The following is a 19,289-nucleotide window of genomic DNA, read 5'->3' as shown; positions in this document are numbered from 1 at the left end:
CGAGCACTTCCCTGTGCGCTTCGTTCGGGCCATCCATGGCCCTCAAGACTTTTGAAAAGGCTCTCCCAACCCCTGCTTAAACATTGTTCGGGGAGTCTCGTGTCTTTTCGTCCGTGAGTGTCCGTGTCGTCCGTGGCTAAAAAGCCCCGTCCATGAACTCCAGTACCGCCTCCCGATACGCCGGAAGAACAAACGTCGCGCCATGGGGTGTGTCGGTCCTCAGGAAGTCTTTGGGCTGTTCTGCGGCTTCATACAGTCGCATACCGTGGTGGAACGGGATAATGCCGTCACGGGCGCTGTGGATGATTTTGACGGGGACCGGGGCGATGTTGGCGATGCGGTCTACACCTTCATAGTCGTCGGTGATGCTCCAGCTCAGGGGGATCTGAAACGGCCAGGTGAGCCAGAACTCACCGAGTTTTTCACGGGCGATCAGGCGGAAGCCGGAGAAGGTGCCGTCGAGGATCACGCCGCTGAGCTGGGGTTGTTCGCTGCGTTGCACCCATTCACTGGCCAGGGCGATGCCGAGGCCGCCGCCGAGGCTTTGGCCGAGGAGGAACAGGGGATGGTCGTTTTCGGGGTGGCGTTCTGCGAGCCAGCGCAGGCCGGTTTCGGTGTCGTGCAGGGCGCCTTCTATGTCTGGCGCGCCGGTGGATTGGCCGTAGCCCCGGTAGTCTATGGCAAATACGTTGTAGCCTTGCTCCGGCAGCCAGGCGACGTTGAGGATGTGGGCGCTGACGTTCTGGGCGTTGCCGTGCAGGTAATAGACCGTGCCTTTGGCGGGTTCTTCTGTGAGGGCGGGCAGCCACCAGCCGTGGAGGGTTTCGCCATCGGCGGTGTCCAGGTAGATGTCTTCATACTCCAGGTTCAGGCGGTCCGGGGTGATGTAGGTTACCTTGTCCGGGTAGAAGAACACGCTGCTGCAGCCGGTTTGCAGCAGAGCGAGCAAGACCAGCAGGGTGGGTGTTGCCGGCCGCTTGCCCAGCCTGGAGAGCGTCAGAAATACGCGTGAATGCCAGCCTGCCATATGCTTTGGTACCTGTTGAAGTGGTCTTCCCGGGTGAATTCGGCAAACAGGCTGAATTCCCGGCCTATGTGCAGATTGCCTTTAACGTACAGCTGGTCTTGCCGGTGTTGGCTGCTGATGATCCAGGCCTTGGTTTTGGCGCCGGCCAGAAGGCTGAACCGGTTGTTCTGGTGCAGCAGGCCCAGGTCAGCGCCCGGAGCGAAGTCGTAGCCGCGGCGGATGTCATCGTCGATTTCCAGGTCGGCGGTGGCGACGGCGAAGGCCTGGGTGTTGTAGTTCAGGCTCCAGCTCCCACCGGCACCGCCCTCCAGGTAGGGCGTGAGCACTCGCTGTGTGCCGGTGTCTGTGCGCCGTCCGCCGAAGCCTACCTGCCAGGAAATGGGAGAGAAGAACTGGTTGCGAGGGCTCAGGGATCGGATCTCCACACCCACAATCTGTTCCACCTGCAGTTCGTCATTGTCGTGGTAGAGCCGGGCGTCCAGCCGCAGGAACTGTAGCTGGGCGCCGGAGCGGTAACCCTCCGGCGGGTCCAGTACGTCATGGTAGGCGGGGCGCAGGGTGAGCTGGGTGAATTCGGCGTGGTCCAGTTGGCCACTGCCGAGGCTTACCCGAAAAGTGTCGTGGCCCTGGTCGTCGCGAACCAAAGGCTCCGGGACAGCAGGTATCTCCTGCGCGTCGTCTATCTGGCTGCGTGAAATCAGTAGCTGATGCGACAGGGGGGCGGAAAATTCCCTTGGCCAGCCACGGGCTTCGCTTTGATAGCGCACGTAATCGTAGGTGGCGTCCAGTACCCAGGCTCTTTCCTGTGTCGAGAGCTGTTGCATCTCAGGGCCATTCACCTGCACGTAACCATTGGCGATGGCTGCGGCCAGGGTTTGATGGTCACGGGGCAGGGTATCGAGGCTGTGGCTAACAGCTGTGGCGGCCGAAGGCCGGTAATGAATGCTCTCGACAAGGTCTGCATCCCGAACCCAGCGTACCGTGTCGGAGGGGATTGCGTGAGTGCTTACTTCTCCCAGCAGGTTGGTGCCCGGGCGCGCGGCATCAATCAGTGCCAGCAAGCGATAGGCGCAGTTCTCGTCAAAGAAGTAGTAATCGAAGTTTTTGTCCTGAATCTCCCAGGTGTGGGCCAGCATGGTGTCTACTTCCGGCTGGGTCAGGTTCAGGGTGTATTCCCATAAGTCCCGGTGTTCGATGTCGTTATACAGCCGGATCATCTCGTAATAGGGCCGGATGGAGGTAATCCCGGGATAACCGCCGAAAATACCCCGGTAGGCAAACAGCAGCTCGCTGTCGTGCTCGGCGGCGTCCGCTGCGTAAGAAATGGTATTGGCCAGCAGCAGGTCGGCTTCTTCATCCTCCTGGGGTGGGTCCAGTCGAAGGAAGGTGTGGCCGAACATGGACGATGGGCTGTTCAGATACGAGGCGGCGAATACCAATGTGACCTTCTCGGTGTTCAGTTCGGCCGCCCACTCGTCATAAGCGGGGCAAACGACAGGATCAGCGGGCAGGTCGAGCTGTTCCCGAAGCCAGGCATCCCGGGCCGGAAAACGGCATCGGGCGTGATTGTTGCCTTCGCCTGGCTCCTGAATAGCGGCAAGCGTTGCTTCCAGTTCTTCCCTGGGTGAGGTTTTGCCGTTCTCGCTCAGAAAAAACGAAGAGTCGTCCGCCTGACTGGTGTAGCCGGCGCCAAATCGGTCAGGCTGGTAGTGACCGAGGGTCAGCCATACCGGGTGCTGGTGAAGTTCATCGGGTGCAACGGCAAGGGCGGCCTCGGCCGAGAGTGAGCATGCAAGCCACAGAGCGGCCTGCCGGGGGCGCAAGATGTTACCCATAGGGGAGATCAGAGTCCGGATTGCGATTGGGTGCAGGAGGGCGCCATCCGTGGCGCCGCGTCAATCCTTTGGGAATGCGTTATTACGCAGCCACGTACTTGCTCAGAGACTCGTTCTGCTCAAGCAGGGAAACGATAGCATCTACCGCTTCACCAGAGGTGGTGTCAGAGTTCGGGAAAATGCTGGCGAAGTTGTCTTGCAGCACTTTGCGGAAGGCCTCACGGTCAGCCGCGTCTACACCCAGCAGTACCGCCAGGGTTTCCAGGTTTTCACCGGAGCCACGGGACATGTCACGGGCAACCTTGTCGATGTTGCTGTCCATGTACATGGCCATGGACTGAACAGACTGGTTAGTCTGGCAGCCGAGGGTACCGGTAGTCATACCGAAAGTCTGGTTACCGAAGGTTCCGTTGGTGGTGGCGGCCAGTACGTGCGGCGCAACGCCGGACTGTCCTTTCCAGATCATGGCGCCTACGCCACAGCCAGGCTGAGCGAATGCCATGGAGGAAGCACCAAGAAGAATTGCACCTGCGATCAGTTTTTTCATTATCCACTCCTTTATGTGGTTTTTTGCTTTCGTCGCATACCCTGCAACCTGTAAGTCCTGAATCGGCTGCAAGCTAACGGCCCCGATATGGTTACCGGTGATTGGTGTGACCGTTGGGTTCAGTATAGATGAAAACCCGTGTTTGGGAAGAATACAAACTGACGGATCAAAGGGTTATTGATATCTGTCACTTCGAATTCTGTCGTTGTCGGCGGCGGGTAACGATCACCCGCCCAGATAAGCCTCTCGCACTTCCGGATTGGCCAACAGGTTCTTGCCGGTATCGTGCAGCCGGATACGCCCGGTTTCCAGCACATAGCCCCTGTCCGCCAGATTCAGGGCTTGATGGGCATTCTGTTCCACCAGGAACACGGTGATGCCTTCCTCCCGGAGGTGGCCGATGATCTCGAAGATCTGTTTGATGATAATCGGCGCCAGACCAAGTGACGGCTCGTCCAGGATGATCATCCGGGGTTTGCTCATCAAAGCCCGGCCGATCGCCAGCATTTGTTGCTCGCCGCCAGACATAGTGCCGGCCCGCTGGTGTTCCCGCTCCTTCAGGCGGGGGAACAGCTCGTACACGTGATCCTGGCTTTTACGGATCTCGGCCTTGGTGTTGAAGAAACCGCCCATGGCCAGATTCTCTTCCACGGTCAGCCCGGAGAACACACGCCGGCCTTCCGGCACAATGGCAATGCCGGAGCGCATGATGTTGGAGGTGGCTTCATTGGTAATATCCCGGCCTTCCAGGATAACCCGCCCGGCGCTGGCCTGGGGGTTGCCGCAAACGGTCATCAACAGGGTGGTTTTGCCCGCGCCGTTGGCGCCGATCAGCGAGACAATCTCGCCTTTATTCACTTCCACCGATACCCCGTGCAAGGCCTCGATCTTGCCGTAGTGGGTATGCACATCTTCCAGTACTAGCATGGTGTTTCCTCAGGCCTCGCCCAGATAGGCTTTGATAACGTCATCGTTCTGGCGCACTTCTTCCGGTGTGCCTGCCGCCAGGGGACGGCCCTGGTTGATCACGGTAATCCGGTCAGAAATGTCCATCACCAGACTCATGTCGTGTTCGATCAACAATACCGAGACGTTGTAGTCCTCTTTGAGGCTGACAATCAGCTGATTGAGGTCTTTGGTTTCCGCCGGATTCAGGCCGGCGGCCGGTTCATCCAGCATCAGCAGTTTGGGCTCGGTCACCATGCAGCGGGCAATCTCGAGCCTTCGTTGCTGGCCGTAGGCCAGATTGCCGGCATCCCGGTTGGCAAGATCAAGCAGGCCCACCCGCTCCAGCCAGTAGGCCGCCCGGTCCAGGGATTTCTGCTCCCGTGAACGGTAGTTGGGGGTTTTAATCAGTCCGGACAGCAGGTTGGTGTTCAGATGCCGATGCTGGGCCACCAGCAGGTTTTCCACCACGGTCATTTTGTTGAACAGGCGAACGTGCTGAAAGGTCCGCACCATGCCCAGCCGCGAGATTTTGTAGTCGGGCTTGCCTTGCACCTCTTTGCCTTCGAACAAGATCTTGCCACCACTGGGCTTGTAGAACCCGCTGATGCAGTTAAATACCGTGGTTTTGCCGGCACCGTTTGGCCCGATGATAGAAACGATTTCGTGTTCCTGCACATCCAGGCTCACCTGATCGACGGCCAGCAGGCCGCCGAAGCGCATGGACAGATTTTTTACATCCAGCATGTCTGTCACTCCTGCCGTTTCAGTTCAATGTGAATCCGCCGCATGGGCATCAGGCCCTGTGGTCGCCACACCATCATCAACACCATGGCTGCACCGAACACCAGCATGCGGTAGTCGGCAAACTCACGGGCGAGCTCCGGCAGTATGGTGACCGCAATGGCGGCGAGTATGACGCCGATTTGCGAGCCCATGCCGCCGAGCACAACAATGGCCAGAATGATGGCGGATTCAAGGAACACGAACGACTCCGGGCTGATAAAGCCCTGCTTGGAGGCAAACACGGTGCCGGCAAAGCCGGCAAAGAACGCGCCGATGGTGAACGCTGAAAGCTTCACCGCGGTGCGGCTCAGGCCCAGTGAGCGGGCGGCAATTTCATCTTCCCGCAGGGCTTCCCAGGCCCGGCCCACTGGCATGCGCATCAGTCGGCGAATCACCAGAGCGGTGATCACCGCCAGTACCAGGGCTATCAGGTACAGGAAAATCACTTTGTGCTCGCCGCTGTAGGCAATACCAAAGGTTTCGTGGAACGAGGTATTGCCTTCTTCCTTAACGCGCCGGCCGAATTCCATTCCGAACAAGGTGGGTTCGGGAATGCCGCCGATGCCGTTGGGGCCGCCGGTAATGGAGGTCCAGTTATTCAGCAGAATCCGGATAATCTCCCCGAAACCAAGGGTCACGATGGCCAGGTAATCGCCCCGCAATCGCAGTACGGGAAAACCCAGTACCAGGCCGAACAGGGCGGCGAGCAGGGCACCGATGGGCAGGGCCATCCAGAACGAAATGCCCATGTACTGGGACAGCAGGGCAAAGGTATAGGCGCCCACGGCATAGAAGGCGACGTAGCCAAGATCGAGCAGGCCGGCAAGACCAACCACCACGTTCAAGCCCAGCGCCAGCATGACGTAGATCAGCACCAGAGTTGCCAGATCCACCGAGCCCCTGGACACGAAGAACGGCCAGAACAGGGCCAGCACAATGATGCCGGTCAGCGCCCAGGACTCCAGTTTTACCCGCTTGGCCTGGGGCATGGGTTCACGGCCTGCCAGTGGGTTCAGTGCCGGCAGTTTGCCGAGATTTCCCATGATGGTGTCGCGATACAGCTGGAAGAAAAACACTATGGCGGCGGCTACGAACACCGAGATAATGGTACTGGCATCGGCGCCTTCCAGGCCGACCCGGGTGCCCCGGGCAACCAGGTTAAGGCCCAGGATGGGGAAGGCGATGACCATGGTGACCACCGCGCAGAACAGAGCGTGCTTGAAGTTGTGTGCTGCCATCAGATCTTCTCAACCTCCGGTTTGCCCAGCAGTCCGGTGGGTTTGAACAGCAGAATCAGAATCAGCAGGCTGAACGACACCACGTCTTTGTACTCCCCGCTCAGATAGCCGGAGGTCATGCTTTCGGCAACGCCCAGAATCAGCCCGCCCAGCATGGCGCCGGGGATGCTGCCGATGCCGCCGAGCACCGCCGCAGTAAAGGCTTTCAGGCCGGCGATAAAACCGAACAAGGGGTCCACCGAGCCGTAGTACATGCCCAACAGCAGGCCGGCCACCGCGGCCAGCGCGGCGCCAATCACGAAGGTGGCGGAGATGATGCGGTTGGTATCAATACCCAGCAGGTTGGCCATGCCCAGATCCTGGGACACGGCCCGGCAGGCGCGGCCGATGCGCGAACGGGCGATAAATAGCGAAAGGATGGTCATGCAGACCAGGGTTGTGATGAAGATGGTGATCTGCATGTAGGAAATCGACAGCTGGAAGCCTTCGCCCGTACCAAAACGGAAGCTGCCATCAATCAGCGCCGGGAAGCCAATGTTGCGGGAACCCTGCGCCAGGTGCACGTAGTTCTGCAGGAAGATAGACATGCCGATGGCGGAGATCAGTGGAATCAGCCGGTGCCGGCCGCGTACTGGCCGATAGGCAACCCGTTCCACAGCCCAGCCCATGGAGCTTGAAACAATCATGGCGCAGATCAGCGCGACGATCAGCACCAGCGGTAACCAGGCAATGCCCAGGGTGGCGAGGCCGGTAATGGCGATCAGCGCGGTGTAGGCACCGATCATGTAGATCTCACCATGGGCGAAGTTGATCATGCCGATGATGCCGTAAACCATCGTATAGCCGATGGCGATCAGGGCATAGGTGCTGCCGATCGTCAGCCCGTTGATGAGCTGCTGCGAGAAATAAAGGAGGTCTTGCATCTGTGTGGAACTCCGAATGCCTGCTGCCCGCACTCCTAGTCCCTTTGACGGGTTGGCCGTCTGGTCGCAAAGCGGGTCAGCAGAAGCCCAGAAAAACACCTTCCCCCGGGTTACGGCGAGAAGGTGTTCTCATAATGACCGTCTGTAAACGATGTTGGCTCAGTTGACCGGAGTCTTGCTGCCGTCGGAGTGCCATTCGTAGACGACAAACTCGAAGGACTCCATATCGCCCGCCTGGTTGTACTGAACGGTACCGATGGGCGTTTCGAAAGTGCCGGCGCGCAGGGCCTTGGCTACTTCAAACGGATCTTTGGTACCAGCCTGCTCGATGCCATCGGCAACCAGCTGAACAGCTGTATAGGAGGTGAGAACAAATGGGCCGGATGGGTCTTCACCCTTGTCAGCGAAGGCGGCTACCAGATCCTGGTTCTCTTCTTTCTCGTCAAAGCTGGGTGGCAGGGTAACCAGCAGGCCTTCGGCGGCTTCGCCGGCAATGGTGTTGATGTCTTTGTTGCCAACGCCTTCAGGCCCCATGAACTTCGCGTTCACGTCCGCCTGGCGTGCCTGGCGAAGGATCAAGCCAAGCTCCGGGTGGTAGCCGCCGTAGTAGACGAAATCCACGTTGGCCTGTTTGATTTTGGTCACCAGTGACGAGAAGTCTTTGTCACCGGCGGTGATGCCTTCAAACATGGCCACTTCCACGCCGGCATTGCGCAGGGTGTCACGCACCGCCGTGGCAATGCCTTCACCGTACTGCTGTTTGTCGTGGATGACAGCGACCTTATTCGGGTTCTGGCTGACGATGTACTCACCGGCGACCGGGCCCTGCATGCTGTCCAGGCCGATGGTGCGGAATACCAGCTCATAACCACGCTGGGTAATTTCCGGGCTGGTTGATGCCGGGGTAATCATCAGGATGCCTTCGTCTTCATAAATATCAGACGCCGGCTGGGTGGAGCTGGAACACAGGTGACCCACCACGTATTGAACACCCTGGTTGACCAGGCGGTTGGCAACGGTGACGGCCTGCTTGGGGTCGCACACGTCATCTACCTCCACGCCCACCAGTTGTTCGCCCATAACGCCGCCGGCAGCATTGATGCGTTCAATGGCCATGCGTGCGCCAGAAAACTGCATATCACCATACTGGGCAACGGGGCCGGTCATCGGGCCGGCAATACCAATTCGGATTTCAGCGGCGGCCTGGCCGGCGGCCATCAGGGCAACAGAAGCGCCTACAGCGGTAGCGAGTTTCTTAACGGACATTTTCATCGTGATGTTCCTGTTTGTTCAGGGTTATTGTTATGTTCTCAGAGACTTAAACAAACACCACAGCCAGCTGCTTGTCAAGCAGATCGGGCCAGGGTTTGCTCTGGAACACAGCGTCGCTTTCCAGGGTGGAATTAGCAAGCTCTGTGCCGTTCTCTGCGATGTTATGCGTCCGTGCTGTCGTCCTGATCGGTGAAGACCAGCGTCCTGTAACTTTCGTGATCGTGCAGTGGCTCGAAACTGGGGTCGACGGAGGCATCGTCGCGGTAGGCTTCGGAGATGTCGATGGCTTTCTCCAGAGTGCTGACGGCGTCTTCCCAGCGGCCAATCTCCGCGTAGGCGCAGGCCAGCTGGTAATGGGCGTGGCCGTTATCCGGGGCCAGCTTCAGTGCCCGTTGGCACAAGCTGATGGCCCACAGGGGTTCGCGCATTTCCAGAACGGCATCGGCTTTGTAGCTCAGGGCTTCCACATCATCAGGGCGTAGATCCAGAATCTGGTCGTAGGCGGAGATCTTGTTTTGCTGGGAGGTCTCCTGGCTTGCCTTCAACCAGAGCGCGTGCACCTCGTTAGTGCGTTCAATCTCTGCCTGGTTCTGGTGAATGATCTCGGATTTCTGCTGCAGCTGCTCTTCAATGGATTTCAGGCGTTTCTCGTACTCCACCACCAGTTCATTCACCCGTTTCTCGGCCAGACTGGTGAGCTGGTTGCGCATGTCGCGGATCGAGTTCCAGCCAATCACCACCAGAATGGAGGTGGCGCCGGCAATCAGGTAAAAGAAGTAGGTGACGGTATCGGTGGCGTAGGACATGGTTTTGTCGGCAACCGACAATTCCTTGTCGACCACTTTTTCAATTAACTCGGCCCGGGTGTTCTGCATCTCCTGCCGCAATGCTTTCACCTCATCCAGCAGGTAGCGCTCCACGAATGGATTGTACAGGGGGCTTTCCAATTCACCGATTCGCTCTTCAACGTCTTCGTCCGTCACTTGCTGGGCCGACTCAGCCGGTTGCTGTTGGGCCATGGAGGCGCTGGCGAAAGTGATGGCAAAAACGAGTGCGAGGAAAAACCTGATCATCAACCGTTATCCGTTTTTGGGTGAGTGGCAAGCTGATGACCATAGCATAATGGCCACCAGAAAAAATGCCGCATACCTGGTGCGCGGCATACTGAGCAATATAGGACGCAAGCTAGGTGATAATGCCCACTTGCAATTACCAGTGCAAAGACCTCTAATTATTAGAGGTATAAACAACGCGTTGATTCTGGAGCAGTGGTGTGAACAATTACGAGCAGGTGTTGGTGGCGCTTCGGCGGGTTATCCGGGCGACCGATCTTCATTCCAAGCGGTTGAGCAAGCACGCCGGGCTGACAGGGCCACAGCTGTTGATCATGCGCACTATCCGGGACCTCGGAGAGGTGACGATTGGCACCATCGCCGAAAACGTCAGTCTTAGTCAGGCCACCGTAACCACCATCCTGGACCGCCTGGAGCTGCGCAAACTGGTGTACCGGGTGCGCAGCACCCAGGACAAACGCAAAGTACACGCGCACCTGACCGAAGAAGGCGCCGAGATACTCGCCCGCGCCCCCAACCCGCTGCAGGAAGACTTTATTGCCAAGTTCCAGAGCCTGGCCGAATGGGAGCAGACCATGATCCTGGCCTCATTGCAGCGAGTAGCGAACATGATGGATGCCGACGACATTGATGCGTCGCCGGTGCTGACCGTTGGCTCTGTGCTCAAGGATGATGGCTGGAAGGAAAAAGCCTGACTGGGGCTTGTCCTAAGGGTCTGTCCCCGAATGGGGACTGACCCACCTTGGAACCAATGGGTTTGAGTTTGGCTAGGGGTCTGTCCCCGAATGGGGACTGACCCATCTTGGAACCAATGGGTTCTGGTTTGGCGGCATGGACGGGCAAAAGTGGGTCAGTCCCCGTTCGGGGACAGACCCTATTACTAATGCACACTAGACCCCTGCTTGGGCTTATTCCCAAAACACACCTGAAACACATCGTTGTAGTGCTTGGCGAAATTCACCGATATCCCGTCCTTCAGGTACTCCGGCAATTCCTCATAATCCCCGCGGTTTGCCTCCGGCAGTATCAGGTTATTGATCTTCTGCCGCCGCGCCGCAATCACCTTCTCCCGAATGCCACCCACCGGCAACACCTGCCCGGTTAGTGTCAGCTCTCCGGTCATGGCGATGTTCTGCTGCGGGGCTTCTTTGCGGGCGATGGAGAGCAGGGCGGTGGCCATGGTGACGCCGGCGCTCGGGCCGTCTTTCGGGGTGGCGCCTTCCGGTACGTGCAGGTGCACGAAGGATTTATCGAAGAAGGTCGGGTCTCCCTTGAAACGCTTCAGGTTGGAAGACACAAAGCTGTAAGCAATCTCTGCCGATTCCTTCATCACATCCCCCAATTGCCCGGTGAGCTTGAAGCCCCGTTGGCTGGTGTGAATGCGGGAGGCTTCGATACTCAGTGTGGCGCCGCCCATGGCGGTCCAGGCCAGGCCGGTGACCACGCCGGTGCCTTTCAGAGATTTCTCTTTCTTGAACGCCGGTTGTCCCAGGTAACTCACCAGATCAGACACCCCTACTTTCACTGGCTCATCCGGGTTTTCCAGCAGCCTCACAATGCCCTTGCGGATAATCTTGTGCAGCAGTTTTTCCAGGTTCCGCACACCGGCTTCCCGGGCGTAACCTTCAATCACCTGGCGGATCGCCGCATCGGTAATGTTCAGCTGTTTTTTCAGCAGCCCGGCCCGTTTCAGCAGGCGTGGCAGCAAGTGGTGCTTGGCGATGGCCAGCTTCTCTTCACCGATGTAGCCAGACAGGCGAATCACATCCATCCGGTCCAGCAGGGGCCGGGGAATGGTGTCCAGTTGGTTGGCGGTGCACACGAACAGCACCTTGGACAGGTCCATGCGCACGTCCAGGTAATGGTCCAGGAATTCCCTGTTCTGTTCCGGGTCCAGTGTTTCCAGCAGGGCAGAGGCCGGGTCGCCTTGATAGGAACTGCCGATCTTGTCGATCTCATCCAGCATGATGACCGGGTTGGCCACCTTGCTGTCTTTCAGGGCCTGAACGAACTTGCCGGGCATGGCGCCGATGTAGGTGCGGCGGTGGCCTTTGATTTCAGCTTCATCGCGCATGCCGCCGACACTGAACCGATAAAACTCCCTGCCCAGGGCATCTGCCACCGAATGGCCAATGGAGGTTTTGCCTACGCCCGGCGGGCCTACCAACAACAGTATGGAACCACTCACTTCACCCTTGAAGGTGCCTTCGGCCAGGAACTCAATGATGCGATCCTTCACATCGTCCAGGCCATCGTGGTCTCGGTCCAAAATGCGGCGGGCTTCGGCCAGGTCAAAATGGTCTTCGGAATGCACACCCCAGGGCACCTGGGTAATCCAGTCCAGATAATTGCGGGTAACGCCGTATTCCGGGGAGCCCTGTTCCAGTACCTGCAGTTTCTGGATTTCATCCTTGAACCGCTCCTGCACCGCCTCCGGTGGGTTCAGCCTGGCCATACGCTCTTCAAACCGCTCCACATCGGCGGTTTTGTCGTCCTTGGCAATACCCAGCTCCCGCTGGATGACTTTCAGCTGCTCCCGCAGGAAGAATTCCCGCTGGTGCTTCTGCACCTTCTCGTTCACTTCCTCGTTAATCTCGGATTGCAGGCGGGCTACTTCCTGCTCCTTGCGCATCAGTAAAAGAACTTTCTCCATGCGCCGGAGCAGGGGTACGGTATCGAGCACATCCTGCAATTCACGGCCCGGGGCGCTGGTCATCGAGGCACCGAAATCCGCCAGGGGCGAGCTATCTTCCGGGCCAAAGCGGGACAGGTACTGCTTCACTTCCTCACCATACAGAGGGTTGGTGCGCAGCAATTCCTTGATGGCAGCGATGATGGCCAGAGTGTAGGCCTTGAGCTCATCCGCCGGCTCCTCTGGCTCTTCCGGGTATTCCACTTCCACCAGGTAGGGTGGGCGGCGGCGCAGCCACTGAACAATCCTGAACCGCTGCATGCCCTGGGCAATAAACTGCACCTTGCCACCTTCGCTCTGGGCGTGGTGAACCTTCACCGCACACCCCATGGTCTCGAGGTCATCGCTGGCGGGAATGCCGGTGTCGGACTCCGGATCTTCCACAAAGCAGATGCCCAGAACCTTGTGGTCGGTTTCACCCACCCGCTTCAGGGTTTCCTGCCAGGGGTCCTGGTTCACCACCACGGGCTGTACCTGGGCCGGAAAGAACGGCCGGTTCGACACCGGCAACACATACATACGCCGCGGCCTGGCCTGTTGAGGCAAGACCAGGCTTTTGCTGTTCTCGTCTTTGCCGATGTACTCGGTCACATCTTCTTCAAATTCTTCCAGGGAGTCTGTGCGGTTCTCGTCATTCATACCGTGCTGCTCTCAAGGCTGAGTGGTTAAAGACCTATGTGACGGCATTGGCGAGATTTTCAAGATGCGTTAAAGCTATCGGTTTCGGCGATCAGGCTGTGCGGCTTTCGCTGCTGACGGTCTTCGTGTAGAAGCGATTGCCACGGAAAAACGTGCCGTAGTCGTTAAACCGAACACCCATCTCTTTCATCACTTTATGGGCGGTTGGTGCGGTCCATTGGCGGATGTAAAACGGCTCCCGCACGGCAAAATGGTGAATGGCATGGGTGCTGCCAAAATTGAAGCAGAATATCTGCATCGGAAACAGCCACCAGGGGTTAAGAACCTGGCACTGCTGCATCACGTTGCGGGCTTCAACATCGCCGTAATAGTGGATATTGGAGCTAATGAAATGCAGGCAGAAGGTGCGCAGGAACGATGGCAGCATATACACCACGGCAAAGGTATTCAGAACCCCGAGCGCGCTGGCAAATTCACCGGTCAGGGTAATGGGAGAGCCCATAACCTGTGGCGAGAACAGCACTACATGGATGGCAATCCAGCCATGAAACAACAGGTAGTAAAGGTTGCCCAGAGGCGCATAGGCCAGCAGTTGCTGGAGTCGCATTTTCTTCACCTCGCCCCGGGATTCCGGTTTCTGGGAGCGGATATAGGCTTTCACTGCACGCACTGTGGTCCTTGGGCGCAGCAGCACTGCCATCATGTTGTCACCGGTCATCAGCAGACGGCGTAAGCCCCAGCGCTCACCGTTGGTGATGCCGCGCTCCTCCAGATCGCTTTCGGTACCACTGTACTTGTGGTGGTGCAGGTGCAGATTGCGACGTACGAATGGGCTGACGGTGCTTGCCCGTGCCAACCAGCCAACGGCCAGCATAAGGCTGTTTACCCAAGGGCGGTTCTTGAAGTACATGAGGTGGATCAGGTCGTGTTCCAGCTCATGGATAAAGGACGCGAAAATGGCGGTGACAGGAATGCACAGCCACCAGGGAATAATGTCCATAACATACAGTGTACCGCTGGTAATCATGCCCAGAAGCGATACCACCATAATGGAGGCGCCAATCAGATTCTGGTGCTTTTCAAGCCACGGATGCCGGCGTCTTAACGCCCGGCCTTCCTCCAGAATCGTCTTGCGAATGTGATCGGTTTTCTCGGCATCGGTCATGGTGCTTGGATCTAAAGACATGGTTTGACCCTTTTAACGGGGGTTATCGGCATCCAGGTACCTGATCCTGGCATCTTCAGTTGCTATTGTGGGTGAGGTGGTGCCCGAACCGGGTATGATCAGACGACAAAAAACGATCATTAGACGACAACTACAATGACAACTGTTTCTATCGTTTCCAGCCAACCGACCGTTCCGGGGACCTACGTACTGCTGCTGATGGATGTGGCCGAACGTTGGAATATATCGGCAGACAAACTGCTGGCGGGGGAAGGCCTGCAGCCGGAAGACTGTTTGCGCAGTGGTTTCCGGTTGCCCCGGGAGAGCTTCGCCAACTTGATAGAGCGGGCGGTCAGCCTGACAGGGGAGCCGGGTATCGGCTTTTTGCTGGGCCTGCAGATGCGAGTGTCCTGCCATGGGGTCATTGGCCAGGCCGCAATGGTCGCGCGCACCCTGGGAGAGGCACTGGAGATTGCCAGGGCCTACTTTGATATGCCCTCTTCGGACCTTCAGTTGCGCATTGAGCGTGAGGCAGGGCATGAAGGCGACATGGTACGGCTTAGCCTGGGGGAACGAGATGAACGCTATCGGCTGAGCGAAGTCGGCGCACAGTTTCTACTTACCGGGTTTGCCGCCATGGCAGAAGCCCTGACCGGCCGCAAGCTCAAAGGCGAGGGCGTAATCCGGTTCCCCCGCCCTTCCTACATGGAGCGCTATGACCATCTGGTTGCCGGCAAGCTTCATTTCGACGGAGCCTTCAACGGTTTTATATTTGATGCGTCGATTCTTGATTACCCCCTGGTGATGTCAGACCCTGTCGCCGCCCGGATTGCTCGGGAACAATGCAAGGAAGAGCTGGGCCGGCTGGGTGGAGGGCGTTCGCTGGCTCAGCAGGTGCGAGACCTGGTGTTTGACGAGGAGTTGGGTTTCGCGTCTATAGAAGAGGTGGCGGAGAAGCTGAATACCACCCCGCGCACGCTGCAGCGTCGTTTGCAGGCTGAAGGTGTGGTCTTTCGACAACTGGTGGAGAGCATTCGCCAACACCATGCAGAGCGGCTGTTGTTGCTCAATCAGAAAAGTATTGGAGAGGTGTCTGACTTACTGGGCTATTCTGACGTTACCAACTTCAGCCGAGCCTTTCGGCGCTGGGCAGGGTGTTCGCCTCGGGACTACCTGAAACAACATGCGGCCGGCTAGCGGGCTTGAAGCGCGCAGGGCCTGGCTTGAATTTTCATTGTCTGGCCCCATTACCGAAAGCATCAAATGCTTCAATAACCGGGTAACTCTATGACCGCTTCGCTGTATATCTTTGACGCCACCGCCGACAACTTTCAGCAGAAAGTAATGGAAGCCTCCGCCACCACCCCAATCCTGGTGGACGTATGGGCCGAATGGTGCGCGCCTTGTAAGCAGCTGATGCCGATTCTGCAGAAGCTGGCGGAGGAGTATCAGGGGAATTTCCAGCTGGCCAAGGTGAATGCAGACGAACAGCAGGAGCTGACGGCTTCCCTGGGTGTGCGCAGCCTGCCCACGGTGATTCTGGTGAAGAATGGCCAGGCGGTGGATGGTTTTAACGGTGCCCTGCCGGAAAGTGAGATCCGCAAGGTGCTGGAAAAGCACATCGACGCGCCGTCTGAAGACCCTTACGAGAAAGCCCACGCCCTGTGGGAAGCCGGTGATGTAGACGGTGCCCTGGCCATCCTCACCGAGATGAACCAGAAAGACCCGGAAAACCTGGATGTGCTGATCGACCTGGCCCAGCTGAAAGCCGAGCAGGGCGATCTCGACACCGCCGAGCAGGTGCTCAACAGCCTGCCGCCGGAAGAGAAACTGCAGCACAAGGCCAAGCAGCTGGCAGCGCGGGTGAAGTTTTTGAAGCAGTCCGGTGAACTGCCGGCGCAGTCGGAACTGGAGGCAAAGCTGGAAGCCAATCCGAAAGACCCGGAAGCCCTGCACCAGTTGTCCCTGCACAAGGTACTGCAGGACAAAAACGCCGAAGCCATGGATCTGCTGATTCGCCTGATGCAGTCAGACAGCACCTACAAAGACGGTATCGCCAAGACTACGCTGGTGGAACTGTTCGAGAAGCTGGGTAACAACAATCCGGATGTGCGTACCTACCGCCGTAAACTCTACACCCTGATGCACTGACAAAGGATGGCTGGCCTGGCTGTCAAGGTCAGGCCAGCAACGCCACCGATTTGATCAGCGCGTACACCTGCTTGCCCGTTGCCAGCCCCAGTTGCTGGACGGCCCGGGCGGTGATTTCCGCCAACAGCAGTTGACCGTCCGCCGTTCGGCAGGCCACCACGCAACGGTTGTCCCTGGGCGGGTCTATGCGTTCGATGGTCACCGGCAGGTGGTTCTGAATGCTGATGTGTTGAGGGTCTACCAGAGACAAACTGACGTCCCGGGCAAGAATGCTAATCCGGGTTCTGTCCATCCCGGCTGCCGGCGCAGAACTTGTTAACCACAGCCGAGCCTCCGGCGGGCCAAAAGGCCGGGCGTTATCATCCCCTGCTTCGCCCAGGGTTCCCTCCAGCACTGAAGCCGCACCCGCATCATCGAACAACGGGGAGTCTGGCCGGGCCAGGGCCTCCCGCAAGGTTTCCACGTTTTGAATCTGGCCGTTCTGCATGAACACCACCCGGTCTGCCAGCCGGGTGACCTCATCCGGGGAATGGCTGACCATGATAATCGGCACCCCGGATTCCGCCGCCATGCGTGACAGAAACGGCATGATTTCCCGTTTGGTCTGGGTATCCAGCGCCGCCATGGGTTCGTCCAGTAGCAGCAACTGGGGGCTGATCAACAACGCACGGCCAAGGGAAAATCGCTGGCGCTGGCCCCCGGAGAGTTGATCAATCCGCCGGTCCAGCAGGTGCTCAATACCCAGCATGGCGGTCACTTCGTCCGGGTGAAGCCGACGTTGTTCCGCCGGTGTGCGCTGGTAGCCATACAGCAGATTCTCACGGGCAGACAGGTGAGGGAGCAGGCTGTGCTCCTGAAACACCAGGCCAATCCTGCGCTTGTGCAGGGGCAGAAACTGCCGGCCCCGTTGCCAGTGCTGCCCGCCAAAGCGCACCACCGCACCCCGTGGCCGTTCCAGGCCGGCGATAATGCGCAGCATGGTGGTTTTGCCACAACCGGAGCGGCCAAACAGCGCGGTGACACCCTCCAGCGGTAGCTCATGGTTAACCTTGAGCTCAAAGTCCTTGCCGTGGCGAAGGTGTGCCTGCAGGTACAGGGTCATAGCTTGGCGACCTCGAACCGGCGGTTAATGCTGTACACCACAAACAAAGTGGCAAAGGCGAAGATTAATAACATCAGCGACAGGCTGTGGGCGGCATCGTAGTTCATGGCCTCGGCGTGATCGTAGATCAAAACCGACAGCACCTTGGTTTCACCCGGAATGCTGCCGCCGAGCATCAAAATAACGCCGAACTCTCCCAGGGTGTGGGCGAAGGTCAGGGTGGCTGCCACCACAAAACCGCCCCGACTGAGGGGGAAGATCACCGTTCGGAACCGGTCCCAGGCGCCGGCGCCCAGGCTGCTGGCCACCTCGACCGGGCGCCGGCCCAGGTTGCGAAAGGCTTCGGTCAGCGGTTGCACGGCAAAGGGCATGGAATAGATAACCGAGGCGATCAGAATCCCCTCAAACGAAAACGCCAGGTGCTGAAAACCCAAGTCCTGAAGGGTTTGACCCACTACGCCCCGGGGCCCAAGAGTGATCAGCAGATAGAACCCCAGCACGGTGGGCGGCAGCACCAATGGCAGCGCCACAATGGCCTGCACAACGGTACGGAATTGAGTGCGCCCCTGCGCCAGCCACCAGGACAAAGGTGTGGCCAGCAATAACAGAATGATGGTGGTGTACAGGCAGAGCTTGAAGGTGACTTCAATGGCCTGCCACTCTGCGGGGCCGAGTTGAAACATTGGGGTCCTTTCAGGTGAAGATGCCGGTTGGCCGTGCGCCGGTCAGGGCATCACAAATCCGTATTGCTCCATTATAGAGTGTGCCTGCTCGGTGGCCATGAAATCAGCAAAGTGCATGGCCTCTGGCTTGTCGCCGCCACGCCGGGTAACCACATAGCCCTGGGTCAGTGGGTTGTGCAGGTTGTCGTCGATCAGGTAGTGGTTGTGGGTGGCCAGTTCCGGAAACTTCGCCAGAGACAGTGCAATCACACCCACCTGAGCGGCACCGGACGCGGCCATCTGCGCCGCGTGGGCAATGTTCTCACCAAACACCAGCTTGGGTTGCACCACCTCCCATACGCCGGCCGCCTGCATGGCTTCCCTGGCACGCAGCCCGTAAGGTGCATGGGCCGGCTGGGCGATGGCGATGCGGGTAATGGAATCTGAAGTCAGGTCGTTGAGGGTCAGGCTGCCGGCGTCCAGGGTGTTGCTCCAGAGCACAATCCGGCCAATGGCGTAAACCGCTGGCGGGGTAGCCGTCAGCCCCTCCTGCTCAAGCCGCTTGGGAAACGCAATGTCGGCCGAAAAGAAAATGTCGTAGGGCGCACCGTTAATGATCTGCGTGGTCATCTTGCCAGAGGAACCATACACCACCTGCACATTGGCGGCCGGGTTGGCTTCGCGATACAGCTCAATGATGTCGTCCAGGGCATACCGCAAATCCGAAGCCGCCGCGATACGCACCAGTTCGCCCGCCTGGAGGCCGGACGTAAAAAGGAAAGCGGCCAGCAGGGCCAGCACTCGCCATGGCTTGAACCATTGATACATCCCGAATCCCCCAAACAACGTATTCTGGTTTAGATAAGCGCAAGGCAGCGTAACCGTTTTACCGCAGCGAACCGAGTAACATGCTAAAACTCCCGCCCCAGCCTGACAACTGTGAACTCTGCGAACGTGCGGTACCCAAACTCACCCGCCACCACCTTATACCCAAACACCTGCACCGCAAAAAGCGGTTTCAGAAGCTGTTCAGCAAAGAGGAGCTGATCACCCGCACCTTGTGGGTGTGCCGGCCATGCCATAACGCAATTCATCGGGCGCGTTCGGAGCATGAGTTGGGGTTGTACTTCAATACGCGGGAACAGCTGCTGAAACTGGAGGAGGTGAAGGCGTTTGTGGAGTGGATTCGGGATAAGCCGGCGGGGTTTGTGCCGAAGAAGGGGAGATGAACA

At 58.4% G+C, this 19,289-nt stretch carries 18 protein-coding genes; 4 read left to right on the top strand and 14 right to left on the bottom strand.

All coding sequences use genetic code 11. The features are described from left to right. Positions 1–136: 136 nt before the first annotated feature. The 9 genes from QUE75_RS16620 to QUE75_RS16580 all read right to left on the bottom strand — a co-directional run bounded on the left by QUE75_RS16620 (position 137) and on the right by QUE75_RS16580 (position 9,592). Positions 137–1,027: an alpha/beta hydrolase gene (locus tag QUE75_RS16620; RefSeq protein ID WP_286251872.1), complete on the bottom strand. Its 891-nt coding sequence runs from the start codon at positions 1,025–1,027 to the stop codon at positions 137–139. Next, positions 997–2,862, bottom strand: a complete 1,866-nt coding sequence (locus QUE75_RS16615; protein ID WP_286251871.1) for an Lnb N-terminal periplasmic domain-containing protein — start codon at positions 2,860–2,862, stop codon at positions 997–999. Before QUE75_RS16615 ends, QUE75_RS16620 begins: the two co-directional genes overlap by 31 nt. An 82-nt stretch (positions 2,863–2,944) precedes the next feature. Continuing rightward, positions 2,945–3,409, bottom strand: coding sequence for a DUF3015 domain-containing protein (locus QUE75_RS16610; protein ID WP_061330628.1), 465 nt, complete (start codon positions 3,407–3,409; stop codon positions 2,945–2,947). Between the two features lie 225 nt (positions 3,410–3,634). Continuing rightward, positions 3,635–4,336, bottom strand: coding sequence for an ABC transporter ATP-binding protein (locus QUE75_RS16605; RefSeq protein WP_106694139.1), 702 nt, complete (start codon positions 4,334–4,336; stop codon positions 3,635–3,637). A 9-nt stretch (positions 4,337–4,345) separates the two neighbouring features. After that, on the bottom strand, positions 4,346–5,101 hold the full coding sequence (livG, locus tag QUE75_RS16600) for a high-affinity branched-chain amino acid ABC transporter ATP-binding protein LivG (protein ID WP_286251870.1): 756 nt from the start codon (positions 5,099–5,101) through the stop codon (positions 4,346–4,348). A 5-nt stretch (positions 5,102–5,106) separates the two neighbouring features. After that, the gene (locus QUE75_RS16595) at positions 5,107–6,378 is read right to left on the bottom strand and encodes a high-affinity branched-chain amino acid ABC transporter permease LivM (protein ID WP_058092563.1); all 1,272 of its coding nucleotides are present in this window, start codon (positions 6,376–6,378) and stop codon (positions 5,107–5,109) included. Further along, on the bottom strand, positions 6,378–7,301 hold the full coding sequence (gene livH / locus QUE75_RS16590) for a high-affinity branched-chain amino acid ABC transporter permease LivH (RefSeq protein WP_230715466.1): 924 nt from the start codon (positions 7,299–7,301) through the stop codon (positions 6,378–6,380). Before livH ends, QUE75_RS16595 begins: the two co-directional genes overlap by 1 nt. 159 nt (positions 7,302–7,460) lie before the next feature. Continuing rightward, positions 7,461–8,573 carry a branched-chain amino acid ABC transporter substrate-binding protein gene (locus QUE75_RS16585; protein WP_072678123.1) on the bottom strand — a complete coding sequence of 371 codons (1,113 nt, stop codon included), beginning with the start codon at positions 8,571–8,573 and terminating at the stop codon, positions 7,461–7,463. 161 nt (positions 8,574–8,734) lie between these two features. Next, positions 8,735–9,592 carry a TPR end-of-group domain-containing protein gene (locus QUE75_RS16580; RefSeq protein WP_374786928.1) on the bottom strand — a complete coding sequence of 286 codons (858 nt, stop codon included), beginning with the start codon at positions 9,590–9,592 and terminating at the stop codon, positions 8,735–8,737. Between the two features lie 254 nt (positions 9,593–9,846). Between QUE75_RS16580 and QUE75_RS16575 the strand changes: the two genes are divergently transcribed. Further along, positions 9,847–10,341, top strand: a complete 495-nt coding sequence (locus QUE75_RS16575) for a MarR family winged helix-turn-helix transcriptional regulator (protein WP_106694135.1) — start codon at positions 9,847–9,849, stop codon at positions 10,339–10,341. A gap of 185 nt (positions 10,342–10,526) precedes the next feature. On the opposite strand, the gene lon is transcribed toward QUE75_RS16575, so the two are convergent. Together lon and QUE75_RS16565 are read right to left on the bottom strand one after the other, a co-directional pair. Next, positions 10,527–12,977 (bottom strand): endopeptidase La, encoded by a 2,451-nt coding sequence (gene lon / locus QUE75_RS16570; RefSeq protein WP_286251869.1) that lies wholly within the window; start codon positions 12,975–12,977, stop codon positions 10,527–10,529. Positions 12,978–13,068: 91 nt separating this feature from the next. Continuing rightward, complete coding sequence (locus QUE75_RS16565) at positions 13,069–14,163, bottom strand: fatty acid desaturase (RefSeq protein WP_286251868.1); 1,095 nt, start codon at positions 14,161–14,163, stop codon at positions 13,069–13,071. A 135-nt stretch (positions 14,164–14,298) separates the two neighbouring features. Here QUE75_RS16565 and QUE75_RS16560 point away from each other — a divergent pair, with 135 nt between their 5' ends. Next, positions 14,299–15,339, top strand: coding sequence for an AraC family transcriptional regulator (locus QUE75_RS16560; RefSeq protein WP_286251867.1), 1,041 nt, complete (start codon positions 14,299–14,301; stop codon positions 15,337–15,339). Between the two features lie 90 nt (positions 15,340–15,429). After that, the gene (gene trxA, locus QUE75_RS16555) at positions 15,430–16,293 is read left to right on the top strand and encodes a thioredoxin (RefSeq protein WP_286251866.1); all 864 of its coding nucleotides are present in this window, start codon (positions 15,430–15,432) and stop codon (positions 16,291–16,293) included. Between the two features lie 28 nt (positions 16,294–16,321). Here trxA and modC read toward each other — a convergent pair whose 3' ends face one another. From modC to modA, 3 genes are read right to left on the bottom strand one after another with little or no spacing between them, the layout of a single operon-like run. Next, positions 16,322–17,395: a molybdenum ABC transporter ATP-binding protein gene (gene modC, locus QUE75_RS16550; protein WP_286251865.1), complete on the bottom strand. Its 1,074-nt coding sequence runs from the start codon at positions 17,393–17,395 to the stop codon at positions 16,322–16,324. Further along, positions 17,392–18,078, bottom strand: a complete 687-nt coding sequence (modB, locus tag QUE75_RS16545; RefSeq protein WP_058092570.1) for a molybdate ABC transporter permease subunit — start codon at positions 18,076–18,078, stop codon at positions 17,392–17,394. The genes modC and modB overlap by 4 nt, the downstream gene beginning before the upstream one ends. A 42-nt stretch (positions 18,079–18,120) precedes the next feature. Next, entirely contained in the window at positions 18,121–18,885 is a 765-nt protein-coding gene (gene modA / locus QUE75_RS16540; protein WP_286251864.1) for a molybdate ABC transporter substrate-binding protein, read from the bottom strand. An 80-nt stretch (positions 18,886–18,965) separates the two neighbouring features. On the opposite strand from modA, the gene QUE75_RS16535 reads away from it, so the two are divergent. Further along, positions 18,966–19,286 (top strand): hypothetical protein, encoded by a 321-nt coding sequence (locus tag QUE75_RS16535; protein ID WP_106694129.1) that lies wholly within the window; start codon positions 18,966–18,968, stop codon positions 19,284–19,286. Positions 19,287–19,289: the final 3 nt, after the last annotated feature.

The organism is Marinobacter shengliensis (genome assembly GCF_030297115.1).
GTDB classification, from domain to species: domain Bacteria; phylum Pseudomonadota; class Gammaproteobacteria; order Pseudomonadales; family Oleiphilaceae; genus Marinobacter; species Marinobacter shengliensis.
Note: the sequence above shows the minus strand (reverse complement) of the source record. Positions and strands in the feature narration are given on the sequence as shown.